Source organism: Pontixanthobacter aquaemixtae (genome assembly GCF_009827395.1).
GTDB lineage: Bacteria > Pseudomonadota > Alphaproteobacteria > Sphingomonadales > Sphingomonadaceae > Pontixanthobacter > Pontixanthobacter aquaemixtae.
Genome location: NZ_WTYX01000001.1, coordinates 1,710,363 through 1,731,426 on the forward strand (window position 1 = coordinate 1,710,363; position 21,064 = coordinate 1,731,426).

Annotated in this window: 18 protein-coding genes; 13 read left to right on the forward strand and 5 right to left on the reverse strand. The window is 57.6% G+C overall.

Annotated elements, in window-relative coordinates; translation table 11 throughout:
- Positions 1 to 210 precede the first annotated feature (210 nt).
- A complete protein-coding gene (locus GRI41_RS08225; RefSeq protein WP_160604352.1) occupies positions 211 to 582 on the forward strand; it encodes a VOC family protein in 372 nt (123 codons plus the stop codon).
- 80 nt (positions 583 to 662) lie between these two features.
- Positions 663 to 1,325, forward strand: coding sequence for an extensin family protein (locus GRI41_RS08230; RefSeq protein ID WP_160604354.1), 663 nt, complete (start codon positions 663 to 665; stop codon positions 1,323 to 1,325).
- Here GRI41_RS08230 and GRI41_RS08235 read toward each other — a convergent pair.
- On the reverse strand, positions 1,322 to 1,993 hold the full coding sequence (locus tag GRI41_RS08235) for a response regulator transcription factor (protein ID WP_328600532.1): 672 nt from the start codon (positions 1,991 to 1,993) through the stop codon (positions 1,322 to 1,324). The genes GRI41_RS08230 and GRI41_RS08235 overlap by 4 nt on opposite strands.
- A gap of 205 nt (positions 1,994 to 2,198) precedes the next feature.
- On the opposite strand from GRI41_RS08235, the gene uvrB reads away from it, so the two are divergent.
- Together uvrB and GRI41_RS08245 are read left to right on the forward strand one after the other, a co-directional pair.
- Positions 2,199 to 4,385, forward strand: a complete 2,187-nt coding sequence (uvrB, locus tag GRI41_RS08240) for an excinuclease ABC subunit UvrB (protein ID WP_160604356.1) — start codon at positions 2,199 to 2,201, stop codon at positions 4,383 to 4,385.
- Positions 4,382 to 4,927: a hypothetical protein gene (locus tag GRI41_RS08245; RefSeq protein ID WP_160604358.1), complete on the forward strand. Its 546-nt coding sequence runs from the start codon at positions 4,382 to 4,384 to the stop codon at positions 4,925 to 4,927. Before uvrB ends, GRI41_RS08245 begins: the two co-directional genes overlap by 4 nt.
- Here the strand turns inward: GRI41_RS08245 and GRI41_RS08250 are convergent.
- A complete protein-coding gene (locus tag GRI41_RS08250; RefSeq protein WP_160604360.1) occupies positions 4,845 to 6,986 on the reverse strand; it encodes a protein-disulfide reductase DsbD family protein in 2,142 nt (713 codons plus the stop codon). The two genes, GRI41_RS08245 and GRI41_RS08250, sit on opposite strands and share 83 nt — an antisense overlap.
- 93 nt (positions 6,987 to 7,079) lie before the next feature.
- On the opposite strand from GRI41_RS08250, the gene GRI41_RS08255 reads away from it, so the two are divergent.
- Positions 7,080 to 7,535, forward strand: coding sequence for a lasso peptide biosynthesis B2 protein (locus GRI41_RS08255; RefSeq protein ID WP_160604362.1), 456 nt, complete (start codon positions 7,080 to 7,082; stop codon positions 7,533 to 7,535).
- A gap of 18 nt (positions 7,536 to 7,553) precedes the next feature.
- Here the strand turns inward: GRI41_RS08255 and GRI41_RS08260 are convergent, their stop codons facing one another.
- Positions 7,554 to 8,747, reverse strand: a complete 1,194-nt coding sequence (locus GRI41_RS08260) for a nucleotidyltransferase domain-containing protein (RefSeq protein WP_160604364.1) — start codon at positions 8,745 to 8,747, stop codon at positions 7,554 to 7,556.
- A gap of 100 nt (positions 8,748 to 8,847) precedes the next feature.
- Between GRI41_RS08260 and GRI41_RS08265 the strand changes: the two genes are divergently transcribed.
- The 7 genes from GRI41_RS08265 to GRI41_RS08295 all read left to right on the forward strand — a co-directional run bounded on the left by GRI41_RS08265 (position 8,848) and on the right by GRI41_RS08295 (position 15,517).
- A complete protein-coding gene (locus GRI41_RS08265) occupies positions 8,848 to 9,660 on the forward strand; it encodes a sulfotransferase (RefSeq protein WP_160604366.1) in 813 nt (270 codons plus the stop codon).
- A gap of 118 nt (positions 9,661 to 9,778) precedes the next feature.
- Entirely contained in the window at positions 9,779 to 10,300 is a 522-nt protein-coding gene (locus GRI41_RS08270; protein ID WP_160604368.1) for an aspartyl/asparaginyl beta-hydroxylase domain-containing protein, read from the forward strand.
- A 13-nt stretch (positions 10,301 to 10,313) separates the two neighbouring features.
- Complete coding sequence (locus tag GRI41_RS08275; RefSeq protein ID WP_160604370.1) at positions 10,314 to 11,219, forward strand: hypothetical protein; 906 nt, start codon at positions 10,314 to 10,316, stop codon at positions 11,217 to 11,219.
- Positions 11,220 to 11,257: 38 nt separating this feature from the next.
- Complete coding sequence (locus GRI41_RS08280; RefSeq protein WP_268893197.1) at positions 11,258 to 12,115, forward strand: sulfotransferase domain-containing protein; 858 nt, start codon at positions 11,258 to 11,260, stop codon at positions 12,113 to 12,115.
- A gap of 4 nt (positions 12,116 to 12,119) precedes the next feature.
- Positions 12,120 to 12,410 carry a PqqD family protein gene (locus GRI41_RS08285; RefSeq protein ID WP_160604372.1) on the forward strand — a complete coding sequence of 97 codons (291 nt, stop codon included), beginning with the start codon at positions 12,120 to 12,122 and terminating at the stop codon, positions 12,408 to 12,410.
- 492 nt (positions 12,411 to 12,902) lie between these two features.
- A complete protein-coding gene (locus tag GRI41_RS08290) occupies positions 12,903 to 14,606 on the forward strand; it encodes an asparagine synthetase B family protein (RefSeq protein WP_160604374.1) in 1,704 nt (567 codons plus the stop codon).
- An 8-nt stretch (positions 14,607 to 14,614) separates the two neighbouring features.
- Positions 14,615 to 15,517, forward strand: a complete 903-nt coding sequence (locus tag GRI41_RS08295; protein ID WP_160604376.1) for a glycosyltransferase — start codon at positions 14,615 to 14,617, stop codon at positions 15,515 to 15,517.
- Here the strand turns inward: GRI41_RS08295 and GRI41_RS08300 are convergent.
- Positions 15,514 to 18,735 (reverse strand): FG-GAP-like repeat-containing protein, encoded by a 3,222-nt coding sequence (locus GRI41_RS08300; RefSeq protein ID WP_160604378.1) that lies wholly within the window; start codon positions 18,733 to 18,735, stop codon positions 15,514 to 15,516. The two genes, GRI41_RS08295 and GRI41_RS08300, sit on opposite strands and share 4 nt — an antisense overlap.
- A 171-nt stretch (positions 18,736 to 18,906) precedes the next feature.
- Here GRI41_RS08300 and GRI41_RS08305 point away from each other — a divergent pair, with 171 nt between their 5' ends.
- Complete coding sequence (locus GRI41_RS08305) at positions 18,907 to 20,121, forward strand: FAD-dependent monooxygenase (RefSeq protein ID WP_160604380.1); 1,215 nt, start codon at positions 18,907 to 18,909, stop codon at positions 20,119 to 20,121.
- 15 nt (positions 20,122 to 20,136) lie between these two features.
- Here the strand turns inward: GRI41_RS08305 and GRI41_RS08310 are convergent, their stop codons facing one another.
- Entirely contained in the window at positions 20,137 to 21,018 is an 882-nt protein-coding gene (locus GRI41_RS08310; RefSeq protein WP_235901098.1) for an MICOS complex subunit MIC60, read from the reverse strand.
- Positions 21,019 to 21,064 lie beyond the last annotated feature (46 nt).

The following is a 21,064-nucleotide window of genomic DNA, read 5'->3' on the forward strand; positions in this document are numbered from 1 at the left end:
GTTCTAACGCCCCTGACACGCCTGCCAAGGTGGTGATTTTCCTACACGCGCATTCGCTGCTAGCTTCGCCTTGTCCTTCTTCGCACCGGATTTCGGCCGGAAGGGGCAAAATACGCCTGTTCATCCCCCTTTCCGGATGTACTTTGTCAACTAACCCCCCGATTCCGCGATCGTCACGCTGCGAATCGGGGTGAAAACGGAGAAGAAGCTATGGCCAAGATTACTGGATTGGGCGGTGTGTTCTATGTCGCGGCAGACCCCGAGGCGACGCGGGCGTGGTATCGCGAGAAATTGGGGATTGATGGCGAATACGGGCCGCAGCTGAACTGGTCGGAAGAAACCGGCGACAAGCCCTATTCGCTGATCAGCCATTTCAAGGATGATCAATATATCAAGCCGGGCAAAGGCGGCTTCATGATCAATCTGCGGGTTGATGATCTGGACGGGTTTGTCGCGCTGCTCAAAAGCCGCGATGTCGATGTGCTCGACAGTGTGGACGAGGGATACGGCAAATTCGCCTGGGTGCTCGACCCCAATGGGGTGAAGATCGAATTGTGGGAACAAGCCGAAGCGCCCGAGTAATGCGGCCTGTGGCTGGTCACAGAGATCGGGGTTGGCGGATATTAGGCGAGTGTTAACTATACTACGCAAAAATACTCCCCATGCTTCGCCCTGTGATCCTGATTGCGCTATGCACCGCGCTTGGTGCGTGTAGCTTGCTGCCAAGCGGCAAAAGCCAGGACGCCCCTCGCAGTACCGGTTCGGCGAGCTTTCCGGTGTCTGCCTCGGCTCAGCAATGTCTGGCGAAACTGGACTATAGCGGCGCCCGGTTCGAAGCCCTGCCCGACAAATCTTACGGCGCGGGATGCACCGCATTCAACGCGGTGCGGCTATCCGATTTGAGAGGCGACAATGCGAGTTTTGCCTTGTCCAATCTGGGGCCGGTGACGTGCCCGACGGCCAATGCCTTTGCCGGATGGGCGCGATACGGTGTTGACCGGGCTGCGCGGCAGATTTTGGGAAGCCCGCTGCAGCGCATCGAGACAATGGGCAGCTATGCCTGCCGCAATGTCGCCGGATCCAGCCGCCGCTCCGCCCATTCGCGGGCAGAAGCGATCGATATCGCTGCTTTTGTCCTCGCCGACGGGCGGCGCATCAGCGTGATCGGCGATTGGTCAGACGGGACATCGCAAGAGCGCGAGTTTTTGCGGATCGTCCACCGCAGCGCCTGCAAACGGTTCGGGACGGTTTTGGGCCCGGAATACAATGCCGCACATCGCGACCATTTCCATCTGGAAAAGGGCGATGGCAGCTTCTGTCGTTAAAGTTTCCAGGGCCCGAATTCGATACAGTTTTCAACCTGCGCCTCGAGCCGCAAGCGAACCGCCTCCGCCGCATGATCCGCACCCATTTTGTGCATCATGTTTGCCCGATGAATTTCCACCGTTCTCGGGCTGATATCCAGTTCGCGGGCAATCGCCTTGTTGCTCATGCCTTTGGTCAGCCATTCGAGCACCTGGCGTTCCCTCCGCGACAATGTCGACAACAGAGCGCGCGCATCGATCAATCGGCGCCGGGCGAGGCTGAAATTCGCCGCTTCGGTGCCCAGTTTCGATAGCGTCTCGTCAAAGGCGGCTACATCGAGCGGAAGCGTGAGATAGTGCAATGCCCCCGCCTTCATCGCCGCGACAATGCGATCTGGAGAGGGCGCTTGTGCAACCGCCACCAGCGGCAACCACACACCCGCATTGGCAAGCATGCGCATCAACCGGTCAATACCGCCATCCTCCTCGACATCGCGGGCAATGATCAATCCATCAACCGGCGGACGGTCAACAATTTCAGCCAAGTTCGCGTAGACTTCTGCATGATAGCCAAGATCAAAGGCGATGCGCGATAGCTCTGCCCGGCCCCGACTGCCCGGATCAACGATATGCAGAGTAAGCGATCCTTCCATGCCCAAAACATTGCCGAAGTGAATACCTATTGGCACGTGCAGATCGGTCTGATTTGGAGTTACTTTACGGCTGTTTGAACACCACTACAGGCGGAAAGCGGAACCATTCTGGAGGTAAAATACGCACAAATGCGCAGCCATTTGTACTTACGGACATGTGATTAAGGATCGTTGCGTAGGGCATATCCGATAAGCGGAATGCGGCCTTGCCCGCCGCGGCATTGTGCCCCATATGTTCCGCATGTCCCAGCTTGTTATTCGCCGCGGTTTGGAAGAGCCCGACACGTCCGAAGATTTCGTGCCGCACAAACCCACGCGTCCGGAAAAGTCAATGCCGGGCAAGAAGTTCGAGATTGTCTCGGACTATGAACCGGCGGGCGATCAACCGACGGCCATCGCAGAGCTAGTTCAAGGCGCAAAGGACGGCGAAGCAACGCAGACGCTGCTTGGCGTCACCGGATCGGGCAAGACATTCACCATGGCCAAGGTAATCGAGGAAACGCAACGCCCCGCGCTGATCCTTGCGCCCAACAAAATTCTCGCCGCGCAGCTCTATGGCGAGTTCAAAAGCTTTTTTCCCAACAATGCTGTCGAGTATTTCGTATCCTATTACGATTACTACCAACCCGAAGCCTACGTCCCGCGCAGCGACACGTATATCGAGAAAGAATCCTCGGTAAACGAGGCCATCGACCGGATGCGTCACTCGGCCACGCGCGCTTTGTTGGAACGCGATGATGTGGTGATCGTCGCCTCTGTTTCATGCCTTTATGGTATCGGCTCGGTGGAAACATATTCGGCGATGATCTTCGACATCAAGAAGGGTCAGGTGGTCGATCAGCGCGAGTTGATCCGCAAGCTCGTCGCGCTGCAATATAAGCGCAACGATGCGGCCTTTGTACGCGGCACATTCCGCGTGCGGGGCGACAATCTGGAGCTTTATCCAAGCCACTATGAAGACATGGCCTGGCGGATCAGCTTTTTCGGCGACGAGATCGAGGAGATCAACGAATTCGACCCGCTGACCGGCACAAAGGGCGCGAGCCTCGATACGGTGCGCGTTTATGCCAATTCGCACTATGTCACGCCCGGCCCTACGATGAAGCAAGCGACCGAGGCGATTAAGTTCGAGCTGCAGGAACGTTTGAAAGAATTGAACGAAGAAGGCTTGCTTCTCGAAGCACAGCGCCTCGAACAGCGTACCAATTTTGACCTCGAGATGATCGCGGCCACCGGAAGCTGTGCGGGTATTGAAAATTATTCGCGCTTTCTGACCGGGCGACTTCCCGGAGAGCCACCACCGACATTGTTCGAGTATCTTCCCGAAAACGCGCTGCTCTTCGTCGATGAAAGCCACCAGACGGTGCCGCAGATCGGTGCGATGTCGAAAGGCGACCACCGCCGCAAGATCACGCTGGCGCAATATGGCTTCCGTTTGCCCAGCTGTATCGACAACCGCCCGCTGCGCTTCAACGAATGGGACGCGATGCGACCGCAGACGGTGGCAGTCTCGGCCACACCCGGATCGTGGGAACTGGACCAGACAGGCGGTGTGTTTGCAGAGCAAGTCATCAGGCCGACAGGCTTGATCGATCCGCCGGTTGAAATCCGCCCGGTAGAGGATCAGGTTCAGGATTGCATCGATCAATGCCGCCAGACGGCCGAGAAAGGCTATCGCACGCTGGTCACCACGCTGACCAAGCGGATGGCCGAAGATCTGACCGAATTTATGCACGAGGCAGGTCTGAAGGTCCGCTATATGCATTCCGACGTCGAGACGCTGGAGCGGATCGAGCTGATCCGCGATCTGCGGCTCGGCGTTTATGATGTGTTGGTGGGGATCAACCTGCTGCGCGAGGGGCTCGATATTCCCGAATGCGGGCTGGTGTGTATTCTCGATGCCGACAAGGAAGGGTTCCTGCGCAGCGAAACCAGCCTCGTCCAAACCATCGGCCGCGCGGCGCGCAATGTCGATGGCAAGGTTATTCTCTACGCCGACCGGATTACCGGCAGCATGGAGCGGGCGATGGCCGAAACCGACCGCCGCCGCGAGAAACAGCGCGCCTATAACGAAGAACACGGCATCACCCCACAAACGATCAAGCGCAACATCGCCGATATCGTGGCCGATACAGCGAGCAAAGATGGCGTGGTGGTTGAAACGGGCGATGACGAGGTCAACAACCTAGTCGGCCACAATTTGCGCGCTTACATCGAAGACCTCGAAAAACGCATGCGTGACGCGGCTGCCGATCTGGAATTCGAAGAGGCGGGCAGGCTGCGCGATGAGATCCGGCGGCTTGAGGCTGACGAACTGGGCATCCCTGATGAGGACAAGAAGGCGCCGCTTGTCGGGCGCGCGACGGAAGGCAAGCCGGGCACACGCAAGATGCGATACGGGAAGACACAACGGAAGTTTGGGCGTTGAGAAACACGATAATCCTTGTCTCTTCAGCAATAGCACTCTCCGCATGCAAGCCGGCGGCGACGGATGACTATGTTGATCGCGCGCAAAGGGTCGAAGCCGGAGAATTTGCCAGTGCGCCTATCGAATCACCGGATACCGAAGGCGCTGTCTGGGTCGATAGCGACCGGCCGGACCGCCTGATCTATGGCAAGCCGGGAGCAACCCCGCTCTTCGCCCTCGCCTGTGAAACGGTGGAAGGACAGCGAATGGTCCACCTGACCAGATTTGCAATTGCCGATCCGCAGGCCACCGCATTGATTGCTTTGGTCGGAAACGGGCATGCAGCACATCTTCCGATCAAGGCCGAGTGGAACGAGCGTGTGTGGCTGTGGGAAGGATATTACTTTGCGCAATCGCCCGCACTGGAAGTTCTCACCGGCCCTCGCCGTGTAGAGGCGACATTGCCGGGCGCGGGTAGCGTTATTCTGAATGCGAGCCAGCGTCCGGCGGAGCTGATTGAGGCGTGCCGGCAGTCTCCAGCTGATACTGCTGGGCCAAAGTAACCAGACTGTCCGGCGTCAGGATCTGCGGCAAATGCTCGCCCTCCTTCCCGGGCGCATACCAGACATATAGCGGAATACCCGCAACCCCCTGCTGCGTTAGGTAGGAGGAGATCACCGGATTTTCGCGTATTGTCCAATCGCCGCGGATTGCGATGACCCCCGCCTTTTCGAATGCAGCGCGTGTCGCTTCGCGCTCGATCGCAACGCTTTCGTTGAGTTTACAACTTACGCACCAATCGGCGGTCATCCACACAAATACGGGGCGCCCTGATTTCCGGGCATTGGAAAGCGCGTCGGCGCTAAAATCTATCGGATTGAGGATGGACGGGGCGCTTCGCACTGCAGCCGTCGAATAGCTGGCCGGCAGCGCAAATGCCGCAAAGATAAGGAACGGCGCGGCGATGAGCCCGAATGCAGGCCACGCCATTTTTCCTGCTTTTTGCAACCGGCCAACGACTGCCAGCGCAATGAACAGCCCGATCAGCAGCACCATGGTAACGAGCGCAAATCCCTGCCCGCCCAGACGAGAAACAAGCCAGATCAGGGCCAAGGCCGTCAGCCCCATAGGGATCGCCATCAGTTTGCGAAAACGCTCCATCCATGCGCCGGGCTTGGGCAGGATGCGCCGAAGGGGTGGAAAAAAGCCGATCAACAGGAACGGCAGCGCCAAACCAAACCCCAATGCAGCGAACAGCGTCAATGCCTGCACGGTGGGTAGCAACAGAGCTGCCCCGAGCGCCGCTGCCATGAAGGGGCTGGTACACGGTGTTGCCGCGACGGCGGCGAGCAGCCCGGTTGCAAATGCGCTCGCCGGTTCACCCTTGCGCGTGATCGAAACGGCGGGAAGTTCGAATACGCCCGCCAGATTGGCGGTGATCGCAAGCGCCAGCACCAGCAGCGCAACCACCACGGCGGGCTCTTGCAACTGGAAAGCCCAGCCGACTTGCTGACCCGCCGCACGCAGCGCGAGCATGATCCCGCCCAGCGCAACACAAGCCAGGATCACGCCAATACTATAGGCTACTCCTTCTTTGCGCGCTGTATCTTCGCTGGCACCGGAGCGCGCCAGACTGAGCGCTTTCAGGCTCAATATCGGGAACACGCAGGGCATGATGTTGAGAATCAGTCCGCCCGCAATGGCCGCGAGCAACAAGGAAATCAGGGAAATGGTTTCGATCGCGGGAACTGCACCGGCTTGCGCGGAGAATTGTAGCCCAGACCCATCGCCCAGCGCGAGGATGCCCGATATTGTTTCCGGCCTTGGCGCAAATTCGATTTCGCTCCCCTCGGGCAGCTCGAGCAAATTCAGAGACACTTCGGCGATCAACCTGTCGCCTTCTCGCGAGTATTCTTGCTCCGCGGCATAGGCTGGTGCCAGGCCATCGCCCAAATCCCTTTCCGCGATGAAAATATGTGGATCATCGACTGCAAAATCAGCCGGGATCGGCAAGCTGATACGCAGCGTTTCGCCCGCAATTTCGAACAAGCCTGTGCTATCCAGTTCTGGAGGGACTGCGGCACGCCAGCGCATGACGCGCTCATCCGCAGCAGCATCCCCGCCGATGGGTATCGCAAGTTCCAGCCTCCCCTGTTCAGGCACGCAAATCTTGTCGGTGCAGGCCAGCCACTGCGCATCAAGCGCGATATTGGTGAGCGTGCCGGATGCGGCGGATTCGGGAACCTTCACGGGCACAAGAACCGCATAGGGGCCCTCGTAGATGTGGTTCATCAGATCGCCGATGAGAAGCCGTTGCGGCACCGGATATTGCGGCTCGCCCGCTTTCCAGCCGTCGGGAAGGTCCCACTCCAGTGTCATTCCATAACCGGCATCTCCGGGGTTCTGCCAGTAGCCGTGCCATTCGCCGGAAATTGGTGTGAAATGCAGCGCAAGAACGATCTCTTCACCCGGCTGCGCAGGCCCTTCGGCAAGCAAAGCGGCTTCGATATTGTTGCCATGGCCGGGAATATTCTGCGCCGGTGCGAACTGGCCGCTCGCAAGGAAAGCCAGCAAAAGGCACAAAGCCGCAATCCGGTGCGCCAGATGGCGAATGGCAGGCATTGCGGGTAAACTCCTTGCGTAATCCCCGCTCGCGCATTTAGGGGGTGTTGACCGATCCCGCAATGCAAGCCGCCCCTATCCAAAGGCCGCAACATGCCCATTTTTCGCAAACTACGGACATTTGCAGCCCAACCGCCGGCAGAGCAATTTGCATTTGCCGAGGCAGTCCTGCTGCTGACTTACACGCGGATCCTGGTCAATTTCGTACCGAGCAAGCGATGGCGCAACCAGATAGCAGTGTCCAAAGATGCCTCCGGCGATGCTGTACAGCTCGACAAGTCGCAAAAGCAGATCGCGCGGCTGGTGATGCGGGCGATCAAACAGGCGGGGCGCAATGTGCCGGTAGAGTTCGTCTGCCTGCCGCAAGCCTTGGCGGCGCGGTCAATGCTAACACGCCGGGGTCTTCCCAGCGAATTGTTCATCGGCACGAAACTGGCAGCCGAAGAAGATCGCGAATTCCACGCATGGCTGAAATCGGGCGAAGTGGTTGTCACCGGTCATTGCGACGAAGCCGAATATGCGGTTTTCGGAACCCAGCGCCGCCCCTAGGCGCCCTGCAAAAGTCAACTACGGTCCGAAAAAGCGCCGCACAGCGCGGCCAATCCCGAGCAGCGGTGACAAAATCAGCAAAAACCACAAGGCCCCCGGCACAAGCGGGACAGTTTCCAGATCACGCGGCCTTGCCAGTTCTTGCAGCAGGGCGTGGCGGCGATAGCCCTTCCCCCGATGCAGCATCAGCGTGTGCCGGAACCGATCGCGAAAATGCCTCCAGTCTTTCAGCTTGTGCCCCTTGCCAGGCAATTGCCCATAAATCATCGCCATTTGGAGCTTCGTCAAATGGCGGCTGTCACGCTGATCAATGAGCTTGGCGAAATCGGGCGGCATTGGCGCCCCCAGTAGATCGCGCGCCAGACGCAGGCTCGCAGACCCCAACCGTTCGAGTTTGTGCCGCGCAAACAGTTCGGCGGCGCGCTTTGCTTCCTCTTCGGACAGCCCGCGAACGACCCGGTCAACATCCGCCAGCCATTTCAGCCGGACCCAGCCCGACTTGGCACCATGCACACAGATATAGACAAAGTGCAGCGCGGGCGGCAGCACCGGCAGTGCGAGTCCGCAGGCGTTGTCCTCTACCACATCGTCCGGCCACGTCCGGTCAAGCACGGGCAGCATCGCGCAATTTTGCACCATCGACCAATGCAGATCGAGCTGGACCCCGTCGCTCTTTCTCACAAAGGCAAATGCATTATGCAGCACCATGAAGCTGCGCCGCATTGTCTCATTCAAAGTGAACTTCGGATAATAGCGTTCAAAACCCTGTTCACGAACAATCGCCTCGGCATCTTGGAATCTTTCGGGCGCAACAAGCAAGTCGATATCGATCATCTCTCGTTCGGATGGTTCGCGATAATATTTGGCCGCGACACTCGCGCCTTTCAGCGTCACGCAGTCGATTCCTGCATCAGCAAGCAAGTCGGTAAGTTCCCGCGCTACCTTTACCGATTTCATATAGGTGATTGCATTGGCAGAAGTGGCCGACGCGATCTTTTCAGCGATGGCCGCTGGTGGCTTTAAACTTGCGAATTTCGCGAACCCCGCGTGAATAAGAGCGCCGACGCGGTGCCGTTCAATCAGCGCATCGAAATTGTTCCAGTCAACCGGTTCGGTGGAATTTAAAATATCGTCCAGAAAAGGCGAAGCCTCAGGCTCTTCCGCGATCAGAAGAGTCAGCAATTTCTGTTCCTGATCCAATAGATTGCGCAAACACGCCCCCCTCTTCGGTAAGCTGCTTGTTGCTTTTCGCTCCATCTGGCAAGGGCCAGCACACCGCAATTTGTAAACACAAAGATCCCGCAACGCCCTCATGAGCAAAGAACTGATCGAAAAGCGCCGTCAGGTGATCAAGAAACACCTGTTCCTGTTATGCCCGAATAACAGCGGCTCTACCTATTTGTCGCGCGCGATCGGTACTTCGCGATCGGTCTGGAGTCTGGATCGGGAAGGCCAACATGTTGTCGGTTTTGCCGGGCCATCGACCGTGGAAACACCTTGGCCGCTGATTTGGGGCGCCGCCGACAAGAGCCTGCGGCACTTTCGCGATTCACCGGAATATGACTGGGACCGAACCAAACGAGCATGGTATTTTCACGCATCGGCGAAACGCGAGAATGCGCCCGTTTTTCTGACCAAGTCCCCGCCTTTCCTGCTGATCCCGGACCAGCTCGCAGCCAATTTCATGGATGTCAGTTTTCTGTTCATGGTGCGCAATCCCTACGCCATGCTTGAAGGAATTGTCCGGCGCTGGGGGCGGTCCGGATCAGAAACCATCCGTCAGAAACTTCCGCGCATTGCGGCGAAACATATTGTCACGTGCCTGACCGCCCAGCGTGCCAATATCCGGGAATACACGGCCAATTCGATCGCGTTCACCTATGAAACCCTTTGCGCTCAGCCTGACGACGTCGCGAAGAGGATTACCGGATTGGTTCCGGAGCTGGACGATCTTGACCTGACCCAGAAGATCGCGGTCAAGGGCACCTATAACGAACCGCTTCGTAATATGAATGACGATGCGATTTCGCGACTGAAACCGGAACAAATTGCGATGGCGAACGAAATTTTTCGCCCCAATGCGGAACTCTTGTCGCATTTTGACTATCGACTAATCGAGACATAGGCATAACGATGCGGTGCAGCTTGATTGTTGCGATCGCGAGGGGGGAATTCAATCTGTGCCGCCAAGGGTAAAAAAGCCAGCAAACATACGCAATTTGGGGCCGGTTGACGCGACCGCTTTGATACGCCTTGCGCAACGAATTTCGCCGCAGACCTGGGGTGAGGAGGATTCGCGCAAGGAAAACGACTTTGAAGTGTTCCACCACACGCAGCACGTCGTGTTTCGCTTTATCAGGGACAATCGCGATCCCGAAGATTTCTACGCCAATCCATCCTGGGACATCTGGGAACCTGTGCTGATGCCGGTGATGGAAGCGGCGATAGCTCCTTATAAGTTTCGCGATCCGAAATTTCCCAAGGCGATGCTGGCAAAACTGGCTGCCGGTCACCGGATTGATTCGCACAAAGACGGGGCAGGATCGAACCAACACGTCCACAAAATCCACGTCCCGCTTGTCACCAGCAAGGATGCCAAACTGTTTGTAAATGGGGAATTCTTCAACCTTGAAGTGGGCTCGGCCTACGAAGTGAACAATATTGTCGCGCATGGTGCCAAGAATGACGGTGCAGAAGACCGCATTCATTTCATCTTCGAAGCCTATGAAGGCGATTACGCAGCGGCCACCGCAGCACAGCAATAGGACAGAAGAGCGAATGCCCATTTACAGCGCCTATGGCCTCGCCATCCGGTCAGATATCGACTTGCCGGCTCTCACAGAAATTGATGCCGACACTATCGATATCGAAATTCGCGGCGAGACAATTCCCGAGGATGCCGGTGGAAAGACGAAGTTCCGCAATTGGGAGGCTGAGTCCGGCCGTTTCCTGAGCCATTTTCACAATGTCGGACGGATATTGGTGACCGGCGGTGATACGATCCTTTACGACCGCGAAGCCGGCGCCGATGATACGCAGATCGTTTCAATTTTGCTGGGCACCAGCTTGGCTGCAGCGCTGATGCAGCGCGAATTGGTGCCGATCCATTCCTGCTCGGTTATGACCGACAAGGGTGCGGTTCTTGTCATGGGACGGTCCGGCGCGGGAAAATCGACCATGCTAGGCGGACTGCTTGAGCTGGGTCTGCCAATGATTGCAGATGACGTTACCGGTCTCGACATTGCTGATGACGGAACCCCCATTGCCATCCCGGGCTTTCCGGCGATGCGTTTGTGGCAGGATTCGCTCGAAAGGCTGGGCCGCTCGTCCGAAGGGCTGGCTCAGGTGCGCAGCGATATGGCAAAATATTATCTGCCGGTTCCCGCATTTCACAATCACGAAGAGCCAATTCGCGCCATCATACATATCACGGGGAGCAACAAAGCCGCTGTAGAGATTGAACCGATCGCTCCGGCAAACAAGGTCGAAATGCTATCACGCTATATCTTCCGCAAAAGCTTCATTGACGGGATGGGCCTGCGTCCGCTCGCGTTCGGGCGGGTTGCAGCAACGGTGGACAAAGTCACGATGTTGAGCATCACACGGCCCGCCCATGCGGTAAAGCCGAGGAATCTGGCGCAGCAAATGCTCGATGAAATTGGCAAGGCGGAAACGGCATCCTGACCCAAGCCGCCTTCGGGCCGGAGCGAACGCTTGTCTGGCTGGCATCCTATCCCAAATCGGGCAACACATGGCTGCGCAGCTTGCTGACGGCCTATCTCTTTCCTGACGAAGAATTTAGCCTCAATGCGATGATCGGCGAGCAGGACCCGTTTGATCGCCAATTGCTGGACGATCACGCCGGAATTAGCTCTGCCGATTATGCGCCGGAAGAGCTGATTTACTACCAGGCGCAGTTGCACCTCGAGATGGGGCGAGCCAACGAGAACCGGCGGTTCATCAAGACGCACAGCGCCTATATCAGGTCAGCTGACGGGGTTGCCCTATTCCCCGATCAGGCGAGCGCCGGGGCAATCATTGTCGTGCGCAATCCGATCGATATCGTCCCGTCCTTTGCCCACCACCAGAATAGTGATCTCGACTGGGCAATTGACGAAATGGAAAATCTGGACGCTGGCCTCAACAAATGGCCAACGCGAAGCAGCATGATGTTGCCGCAAACCATGTCGGATTGGTCCGCGAATGTGCGCAGTTGGCTGGATCAAACGGCCATTCCCACGCATGTCCTACGCTATGAAGATATGCACCGCGATCCGGAAGGCTCGCTGGCGGCGGTGCTTCGGTTTTGTGCAATCGATGTAGAGGCAGACAAGGTAGCCAAAGCGGTGGATCGCTGCCGGATTGACCGGTTGCGCGAAGACGAAAAGAGCGGCGGATTTAACGAACGGCCATCGGCGAGGCGAACTTTTTTCAGATCCGGCAAGACAGGCGACGGCGCACGTGCCATGTCGGACAAACAGAAGTTACGGATTTTGGAAACCCACCGATCAACTATGGAAGCGTTGGGATATTCCGCAGATCTGGATGATTATATTTTGAAACAGGAAGAGGGCAAATAGACAGATGGCAGACACCGCGATTTCGCTGGAGACCGTAGTTTCCCGCAATGAAGATGTGCTGTTCAGCGAAGTCGCTGACGGTATGTCGCTTATGGATATCGAAAGCGGTAAATATTATCACTTCGATCAAACCGGGGCACGTATCTGGAAACAGATCGACGGCGCGATGGCTGTCAGCGCGCTGTGCGACGGCTTGCAAAAGGAATTTGACGTGGATGCCGAAACCTGCCGCGCCGACACGCTGGAGTTCCTCAACGAATTGAGCGGTTTGGATATGCTTGTCATTCAGCAATAGTCGGATTTGTACAATCCTGGGCCAGCTAAGATGGGTAACGTAAATTTACATTTGTGCTTGCAATCGCGCGCCTATCCTTTGAAATAGGGGCTGGAGGCAGCAGATGAGGTGTTGCCTAAGAGGGAAATAGATACAATGAATCAATCAGATAAAATTGAGTCCGCTCAGACGCGTAAGTCCTGGTCGAAACCCGCTGTGATAACTATCACGCCGGTCAAGGCGACACGCGGCGGCCCCGGTAATGTCCGCCCGACCGAGAATGCTTTCTACTCGACGTCGTAACCACGTCTGTGGTGAAAGCCGGCTCTCTATGGGCCGTTTTCAGGAAAACCAAATTGGATCCCGGGCATGGTCAATTGACTGATGCCCGGTTTCTATATGCCTGGCTTGTTGATGCGCGAAACGGTCGCTCTTGCCAGACAAGGCGTGCGATTAGCGTTCTGAAACTGCGTTCTGCCGGTGGTTATAACTGGCAACGAATCCCAGGCTGCTATGCTATTTCTTGAGCTTGACCGATGCTTTCGCCACGGTGCGCCAGAAGCGGCTGCGCCAACCCCGCTGGATCGCGCATCAATCCCGTTTGCGCGCGGCCCGTATCGCATCTGGGCAGATGCACGCATAGATGACCGCACAAACATCGTAGCAGCGCTTGGACTAAGCGCTTCGATTGGCGATCCGGAACTTGCCCTTGAAGCCTATTTGCGCTGGGGTGAAGCCTGCACCGACCACCTGCTGGGCGATTATGCTTTCGTTATTGCTGATGCCGAACGCGGAAGGATTTTTTGCGCGCGCGACCATGTAGGGGCGCGGCCATTTTTCTATGCGTTGGACGGCAAGTCTCTGCGCGTTTGCAGCGAGATTGCACCGCTTATCGATGCTTTTCCGGAGTTGGATGAGCTTGATCCGGAATTTGCGGCGGCTTTCCTCGCCAGCAATCGCTTTTCCTCGGCAAGCCGGACATTCTACAAAAACATCCATAAATTGCCCGCAGGGCATTCGCTAACACTCGAAAACGGTTCGCAGCGCCTTACCCGATATTGGCAGAATGAAACCGTTGCGCCGCTTCGGCTCTCTAGCGACGCTGAATATGTCGATGCTGCAAGATCGCTATTTGAAACGGCCGTGGCTGACCGGCTTCGCGGGGCAAGCCGCCCTGCGGTGCATTTGAGTGGCGGGCTGGATTCAACTGCGATTGCAGCCGAAGTTGCAAAATATCAGGCCGCGCATGGCGCCTCAGAACCCGCCGCCTATGCGTGGTATTTGCACGCCACGGACGAGGCCGCCGACGATGAAACAAGATGGATTGCAGCCGCACAGGCCGCGCTGGGACTGAAAGTTGTTGCGCCACCGGCCGAAGAAAGCGCAATCGTTGCTGTGCTGCGGGCCGATGGGTGCAAGGTGCCTGCCGCGCTGAATCTGCTTCACGAAAACAGCATCCAAAAACATGCGAGCGAGGCAGGAGTCGATACGATCCTGTCCGGCTGGGGCGGCGATGAGGGGCTATCCTTCAATGGCCGGGGCTATCAGGCGCAATTGTTCACATCGCTGCGCTGGGCAGAATTGGCCGCCTTGGGCGGCGGCGGCCCGGTTGGGCTCGCGCGCGGGCTGAAGCGCGGTTTCGGCGAATGGAAGGCAGACCCGCTGAGCAGGATCGAGCCAAAATCAATCGCCAACACCTACCTCGCGCCGGATCTGGCCGGATCTGTTGCGCTGGCGGGATTGCCGGCATTGTCTTTCAAGAATCCGAAAAGTGCGATGGTCAGTCTGATCGGTATCGGCGGAACCGCGGAGCGGATGGAGGACTGGGCAATCAGCGGCCGCGCGCACGGAATTAAATACGCATATCCGCTGCTAGACAGGCGGATAATGGAATTTGCTCTGTCGCTGCCCGGCCATATGTTTATGCGCCCGGGTGTCCGGCGATGGATCATGCGGCAGATGCTCGATCCGAAACTGCCCGATCTGGTGCGCCACAATTCGAGCAAGCTGGAAACTGCCCGCGTGAACTCGCTTTTTAAGATTGTCCGGCCTGCCATGATGACCTGCGCCGATCTGTTGGAAAGCAGCAGCGATCTGGGGCCGCGCGCCGATTTCGTGGACATCCCCAAATTAATCAATGATTTGCGTGGGCCAGAGGAAGGCTTTCCCAAGAATTTCTCGCACAAGCGCAGAGCGCTGCAATTTCTGCTATTCTAGGCATAGACATGCAGAACCCGTCTTCCCTTCCGACCAAACTGGTTACTGTCACTTCGCGTGATTATTTGCCGGGAACGCAGGTCATGCTGCATTCCTTCCTGCGAACCAATCAATGGTTCGACGGTTCCATAATCGTTCTTGAGAATGATCTTCGCCGAGGCGACAAGGCTGCGCTGCAAGCGAACTTTCCGTCGGTAACGTTTCCCGGGGTTTCGACCGAACTGGACCAGGCAATCGACAGGCTGGTGGCAGAATTCCCGAAACTGGCCGGACGCCGCACGCGTTTCCTGTCGCTGGACGCGTTCCAGCCGGAAAGCGGCGATACTGCTCTGTTTCTGGACAGCGACCTTTTGTTTTTGGAAGACATCGCAGACATCGCAGACATGGCCGCGATGGATGGCCCGATCATCGCTTGCGGGGATAGATCGCAATTGGTCGGAACGCACCGCGATCCGGTTTCGATGGAGGAAACGGACACTCCGTCATCGCAGGGATTTTCCAGCTTCAATGCAGGGCTGATGATCTTGCGACAAGACGTGAGGACCCAATCGGTCTGGCAAGAACTGCTGGCCCATCTTACTCCCGAAGCCTGGAAAGACGTGACCACCGACCATACAGATCAGGCCGTTTACAACCGTGTATTCGGCGATCGGGTGGTTCTGGCCGATCCCCGATTTAATTATCTGATCGGGCATGCAGGCCAGCTGCGCGGATCCGCCGATGTAACTCTAAAAAGTGCCAAGGTGCTGCACTTTAATGGCCATGTTAAGCCCTGGCTGTTTCACCAACATCTGCCCGCAACCGCCAGCGATGCCAGCTTCATTGCCGCCTTGGGCCATTGGAATGATGCATATCGCCGGTTTCTGACCGCGCATCATTTCAACGTCAGCGCTGCCGATAGCTCAGCCTAGCGACGGCGGATAACCAGCTCGGTATTTGCTGCGAACGGCCCGGTCAGCACGCTCTTGCTGCCATCGCGCCACAAGACTTCGATTTCGCTAACCGAGTTTGCATCGCCAATCCCGAAATGCGCCTGCGGATAGATCCCACTGGAAAACCCGCCGCTTTGGCGAACTTCACGCAGCTGTTTGGTTCCCGCTGGCGTCCGGATGATTATCCGAGCGCCGACCCCTGCACGGTTTCCGATACTGTCCTCAAGCCGCACCCAAAACGCCGCGCCCGAAGGCGCATCGTTGCGGTGGATGATCGGCTGCGTCACAACAGATGGGCGGATCACATCCATGTCGCCGTCCCGGTCATAATCGATCAAGGCATAGCTTGTTGTCGGCATACCGTCTTCGAGCCCGAAGCGCGCTTCTTCGCGCAGGAAGACCTTGCCCTCCTGATTGCGGTAGTAAGCATTGGGCACCGTCCCGCGGTGATAAATCATTCCTGATCCGACAAACAGATCCTGCCATCCGTCCTGATCAAGATCGACAAAGCGCGAATTCCAGCTCCATCCGGGGACATCGACGGCCAAATCCTCCGTCCGGTCTTCGAATGTGCCCGCCTCGTTGCGCTGCAGCAGGACATTGCGGCGGCGAATGCCGCCAACATAGTCCAATTCTTCGATGGCCTTTTTGGCATCGGGAAAGCGTTCGGTTGCGGCGCGTTCGCAATGCCTCACGAAAATCTCGCCAAAATCGGCCAGTTTTCCGCAATATTGGGTGTCGTAATAATACCCGGACCGGCGGATGGCGGCGACAGCGGCACACATTCCGCGATATGTCGGATCGGTAATTTCACCGCATTTGGAATAGCGCGAATGCCCCAAATCCATGGGCAGAGAACGGTTGCGCGCTTCAACGAAGCACTCGGAAACGGGCGCTTGATTGAAGTCCTTATCCTCGCAATATCCGATCGATGGTACATCCTGTATCCGGTCACCGATTTGGGCGATTCCTCTGGGCATCGCGATTTGCGCAGAATAGAATTCCTCGCGCAGATCATTGTCGATGTCGCCCATATCGAAGCTCATCGTCGTGGTGGTCAGGTAGGGCACCAGGCCGTCTGACTTCCGCGCCAGCACAAAATTCCGGCCTCCTTTGTTGAGGTAAATCTTGTCTGCCGTGGAAACATCGTCGCCGATAATAATGTCGGGCCGACCGTCCAGATCAATATCCGCCACCAGCGAGCTTAGCGACTCACCGGGAATACCGGTTAGCTCCTGCGCTTCAAAACGCTCGCCGCCCTCGTTCCAGAAAATCCGGTCTTGCGAGGCAAGCAGATAGGGATCGGCATTGTTGCCCACCGTTCCCATTGTCCAATTGGCCGCAATGAAATCGAGATCGCCATCATCGTCGAGATCGGCAAATGCCGGCGCGCCCACCAGTCCGGCATTGCCATTGGGCAAGATGGTGCGATCCTTGTGGCTGAATGCCCCATCGCGATTCCACAAGATGCTCGTTTCATACAGGAAATTCGAAAGCATCAGATCGGGCAGCGAGTCTCCGTTGAGGTCAGTAAAGGCCATCGATCCGACATATTGATCCGCCAACGGTCCAAGATCGATTGGTACTTCGACAAAGGTTCCTTCCCTGTTGGAAAAGAGCTGGAGGCCGCCGACCGACGGGTTGCGGGCAATTGCCAGATCAACCCAGCCGTCTTGCTCTATGTCGCCGGATGCCATGGCCCAGAACATCAAATAGGGCTCCAGCACATCGATTCCGACGGGATAGGGCTGGACATCCAACCCGATTTCCGGGCCGAGCAACCGGTGAAAACCGGTTTCAGCATCTGCCCCTGCATTGACCATCTTTTGCGAGGAAAGTGCGGAAACGGTGCCCTTCCCGGTATGGTCAATCGCCGGACCAACCGGCTGATAGGTGACAGATTTTGCGGCTGGTCCTTCGGCAGCGACGGTAATCAAGGGCGCGACGGGGCGGTCCAGAGTAGAACCTTCAAGATAGGCCATGTTGGCCTCATGCGCTTGAAGGACAACATATTTGTCCGCGTAGCTGGCGGCCACGCCCGCGACTACGGCGAGACCAGCCAAAGCCGCCATCATTCCGCCGGCAATCTTCCACGATACGGCCCTCCCCACGATCATGAAGGAATAGATGCTGTAGCAGCCAAGCGCGAACAGCAGCGGCATTACGAATTTGATCGGCCAACCCGCATTGATCAGAATGACGGCCAAAATAACGTCGAACGCGATGGGGACCGGCAGAACGATCGCGAGACAGGCAATCCCGATCATTGCCAGCAAAATCATGATCTCCGATTTGGGAACGCCGACGGTCCGGCGGAATTCATCCCAGTCGAACAAGGTCACCAGGATCGAGCCGAGCACGCCTGCCAGAATCATCAGCGGCACCGTTACCGCAACGATAAACAACAGATTACGGCCGAAAGTCTTGGCCAGCCACGCGAAAGCTTTGGACCAGCTATCAATATCCGAAGCCGGGACAGGGAGCGGGCGCAACGCTTCCAATTTCCGCGAAAGCCAATCGCGATTGTCATCCAGTTTCTCATGCGCCAGGTCGAGCGCCTCTTCGCGGTAGCCGGATTTGCCAAGAATCCGCGTCAGCAGCGGCACGCCGACCAGCACAAAGGACAACGCTGCGATCAGCTTTATCGAAGCAACATGAAACGGAAGCAGCGCGAAGCTCATGCTCACCACGATCACGTTCAATGTCGGGGACGCAACAAGCGCGCTCAGCGTGGTCTCCAACCGCATTCCCGCGCTGTGAAACCCGCGCGCGATTGGCGCGGCGCAATTCACGCAGACCCCCAAAGGTGTGCCGATTGCAGCGCCCAAAGCCGCGTTTGCGAAGGGGTTTTCAAATCCGCGCCGTTCGATCAGCCCGAACAGTGTCAGCGCACAGGCTGCGAACAGCACGCCAAAGGTCATGCCTTTCCAATTGGTGTACATCCAGTTCACCGAATTGACGGCGATTTCCCATAAGACACCGCTATTGGGCAGCCATTCCACGATCTGGTCGAACGCGATCCCACCCATATTGGTGTCGCCGCCCATCATCGCTTTCTCGTCGAGCGCCGGATAGCGCGACTGGGTCCAGAAATAGAGCGCGATAAAGGCCGTGAGCGCGATTGCCAAAATCAGTCGGCGGTCGGCCAGAAAGCGCGCAATCGCGCCCTGTCCGGCATGCGGTTGAATAGTGTTCATGGTCCCTCAATCTCGGCACGAAACACATTCGCTTGCCGATGCCGTTGTCCTAGCGGCCAAAATCAGCGCCGCAAGCCCTGAAACCCTTGCCTCCTGCGTTTATGTCCTTCTAGTACAAAGCCGACACTCTGATCATTTGATCGGGACCAATACCCCGCGGAAAGAAACACGATGAACAACAAGCGTGACCTGTTGATTTTGGGCGGCGGCCTGGTTGGAATGACTCTGGCGCTGACCGCGGCGCGCAAAGGGATTTCCAGCCATGTTGTCGATCGAGCAGATCCGGCAGATCTGACGGCAGAAGGCTTTGACGGCCGCGCTTCGGCAATTTCAACCGCGAGCTGGAACCTGTTCACCAATATCGGTCTGGCTGACAGGCTGGAACCGCATGGGTGCGCCATCGCTTCGATCGCGGTGACTGACCAGATGAAGCCCGGTGGGCTCGATTTCACGCCGGAAGCGCATGAAGGCACCTTGGGACGGATGTTCGCCAATCGCGAATTGCGCCTCGCCTTGTTCGAAGCGGCCAGCGAAGAACCGTTGATCGATTGGCATGCAAAGAGCGAGATCACCGCGCGCCACCGGGGCGAGCATGGCGTATCGGTGACGCTTGCGGATGGGGACGAATTGCACGGCAGCCTGATGGTCGCTGCCGAAGGGCGCGGCTCGCCAACGCGCGACGAAGCCGGCATCGTCATCGCCAAATGGAGCTATAGCCACCGGGCGATCGTGGCCGGACTGGTGCACGAAATCCCGCACGGGAACGTTGCTTGGGAAATCTTCTACCCGTCGGGGCCTTTCGCGCTGCTCCCGATGCTTGACGCTGAAGACGGGGCGCATCGCAGCGCGCTGGTCTGGACCGTTGATGAAAGCGATGCGGCGGGAACGCTCAAACTATCCGACCGTGCGTTTCTGGCCGAAGTGGCCAAGCGGATGGGCCCGATGTTTGGCGAAATCCGTTCGGTTGGCCCGCGTTCATCATTCCCGCTGGGATTTCATCATACAGCCAAGATCGTGGACGACCGCTTGGCGCTTGTCGGCGATGCGGCGCACGGAATTCACCCGATCGCGGGACAGGGGCTCAATCTGGGCCTGCGCGATGTTGGCGCGCTGGTCGATGTTCTTGCCGAAGGAATGCGGCTTGGCCTCGAACCCGGCGATGCGCAATTGCTTTCCAAATATGAAAACTGGCGCGGTCTGGATGCGTTTTCCGTGGCATTGGCTACCGACGGACTGACGCGGATATTCGGGGTACCGGGCAAAGCCGCCTCTGCAGTACGGCGTCTGGGAATGTCAGGTATCCAGCGCACGCCGCTGCTCAAGAATTGGTTCATGGATGAAGCGCGCGGGGTGAGAGGCGATTTGCCCGAATTACTCAGGGCGTAGAGCTTACCGCCCTACTCAGTTCCCGGTGTCTTCAGCAGGGCTTGCCTGATCGATCCTGCGCCCGGCGCGATCGCGCAATTGGCTGCGTTCTTTTACCGCAGAGATTTCGAGAATATCGAGCGCGTCCTGGATCTCGGCATAGCGTCTTGCCTGCCGGATCCACCCTTCGGCATTTTTCACGCCGGGCATGGTCTCCACTTCCTCGATCGCGACGCGGATACGACCGGCCTCGAGAGCATAACGCGCTCGATCCAATGTGCGGTCGGGGCGCGGCGATGCGGTCCCCTCGCGGCGGATCACGAACAACTGACTGAACTCTTTGCGCAGACGCTCTAAGGATGGCCCCTCGTCCGCCTGCACCAGTTTGGGCTTCAGCCCTTCGAGCTGCGCAATCAACTGGTCCAAACGGATCGGATCGCTGGATGCATCGATAATCGTTGCCACCGCATCCGGCTGTGCAGCGCCAAAACGAAGCCGCAGCTGATCGACGAGATAGCCCAGTGGCTCTCCCTTCTCCAAGGTGCGCCGCGCAGCAAAGGCAATCAGCAGACCTTCCGCCCTGCCCGCATTGCCCGATGCCGCTTCTGCTTGCAGTACCAACCGGTCCAGCCGCTGTTCGGCCGCTGCCAATCGCTGATCCAAACCGCCTTGCTTGTCCACGACCCGCTCGACAGCTTCGGTCGCCTGTTCTGCCTGCTCGACAATCTCTTTCGCGTCTCCCGACTGGGTCAGCAGACCTTCACGCAGCTCAAGCGCGGCTGCCGCACCGGTGATCTCCGCTGCAGTATCTTCTGCAGCATCATCGCCGCCCCAAGAGCCCCCACCCCAATATTGATACCCTGCCACGATACCCGCGAGCAGCAAGGCGCAAAGCACCAGGCCAAAAATGGCAATCATTCGTCCGCCCTTGCGGGGTTGCGGGCGGGATTGGGGTTGCGTGGTA

Coding starts and splice junctions, on each gene's coding strand:
- GRI41_RS08225 (WP_160604352.1), top strand. CDS start 211: ATGGCCAAGATTACTGGATTGGGCGGTGTGTTCTATGTCGCGGCAGAC.
- GRI41_RS08230 (WP_160604354.1), top strand. CDS start 663: ATGCTTCGCCCTGTGATCCTGATTGCGCTATGCACCGCGCTTGGTGCG.
- uvrB (WP_160604356.1), top strand. CDS start 2,199: ATGTCCCAGCTTGTTATTCGCCGCGGTTTGGAAGAGCCCGACACGTCC.
- GRI41_RS08250 (WP_160604360.1), bottom strand. CDS start 6,986: ATGCCTGCCATTCGCCATCTGGCGCACCGGATTGCGGCTTTGTGCCTT.
- GRI41_RS08255 (WP_160604362.1), top strand. CDS start 7,080: ATGCCCATTTTTCGCAAACTACGGACATTTGCAGCCCAACCGCCGGCA.
- GRI41_RS08265 (WP_160604366.1), top strand. CDS start 8,848: ATGAGCAAAGAACTGATCGAAAAGCGCCGTCAGGTGATCAAGAAACAC.
- GRI41_RS08275 (WP_160604370.1), top strand. CDS start 10,314: ATGCCCATTTACAGCGCCTATGGCCTCGCCATCCGGTCAGATATCGAC.
- GRI41_RS08285 (WP_160604372.1), top strand. CDS start 12,120: ATGGCAGACACCGCGATTTCGCTGGAGACCGTAGTTTCCCGCAATGAA.
- GRI41_RS08290 (WP_160604374.1), top strand. CDS start 12,903: ATGCTATTTCTTGAGCTTGACCGATGCTTTCGCCACGGTGCGCCAGAA.
- GRI41_RS08295 (WP_160604376.1), top strand. CDS start 14,615: ATGCAGAACCCGTCTTCCCTTCCGACCAAACTGGTTACTGTCACTTCG.
- GRI41_RS08300 (WP_160604378.1), bottom strand. CDS start 18,735: ATGAACACTATTCAACCGCATGCCGGACAGGGCGCGATTGCGCGCTTT.
- GRI41_RS08305 (WP_160604380.1), top strand. CDS start 18,907: ATGAACAACAAGCGTGACCTGTTGATTTTGGGCGGCGGCCTGGTTGGA.
- GRI41_RS08310 (WP_235901098.1), bottom strand. CDS start 21,018: ATGATTGCCATTTTTGGCCTGGTGCTTTGCGCCTTGCTGCTCGCGGGT.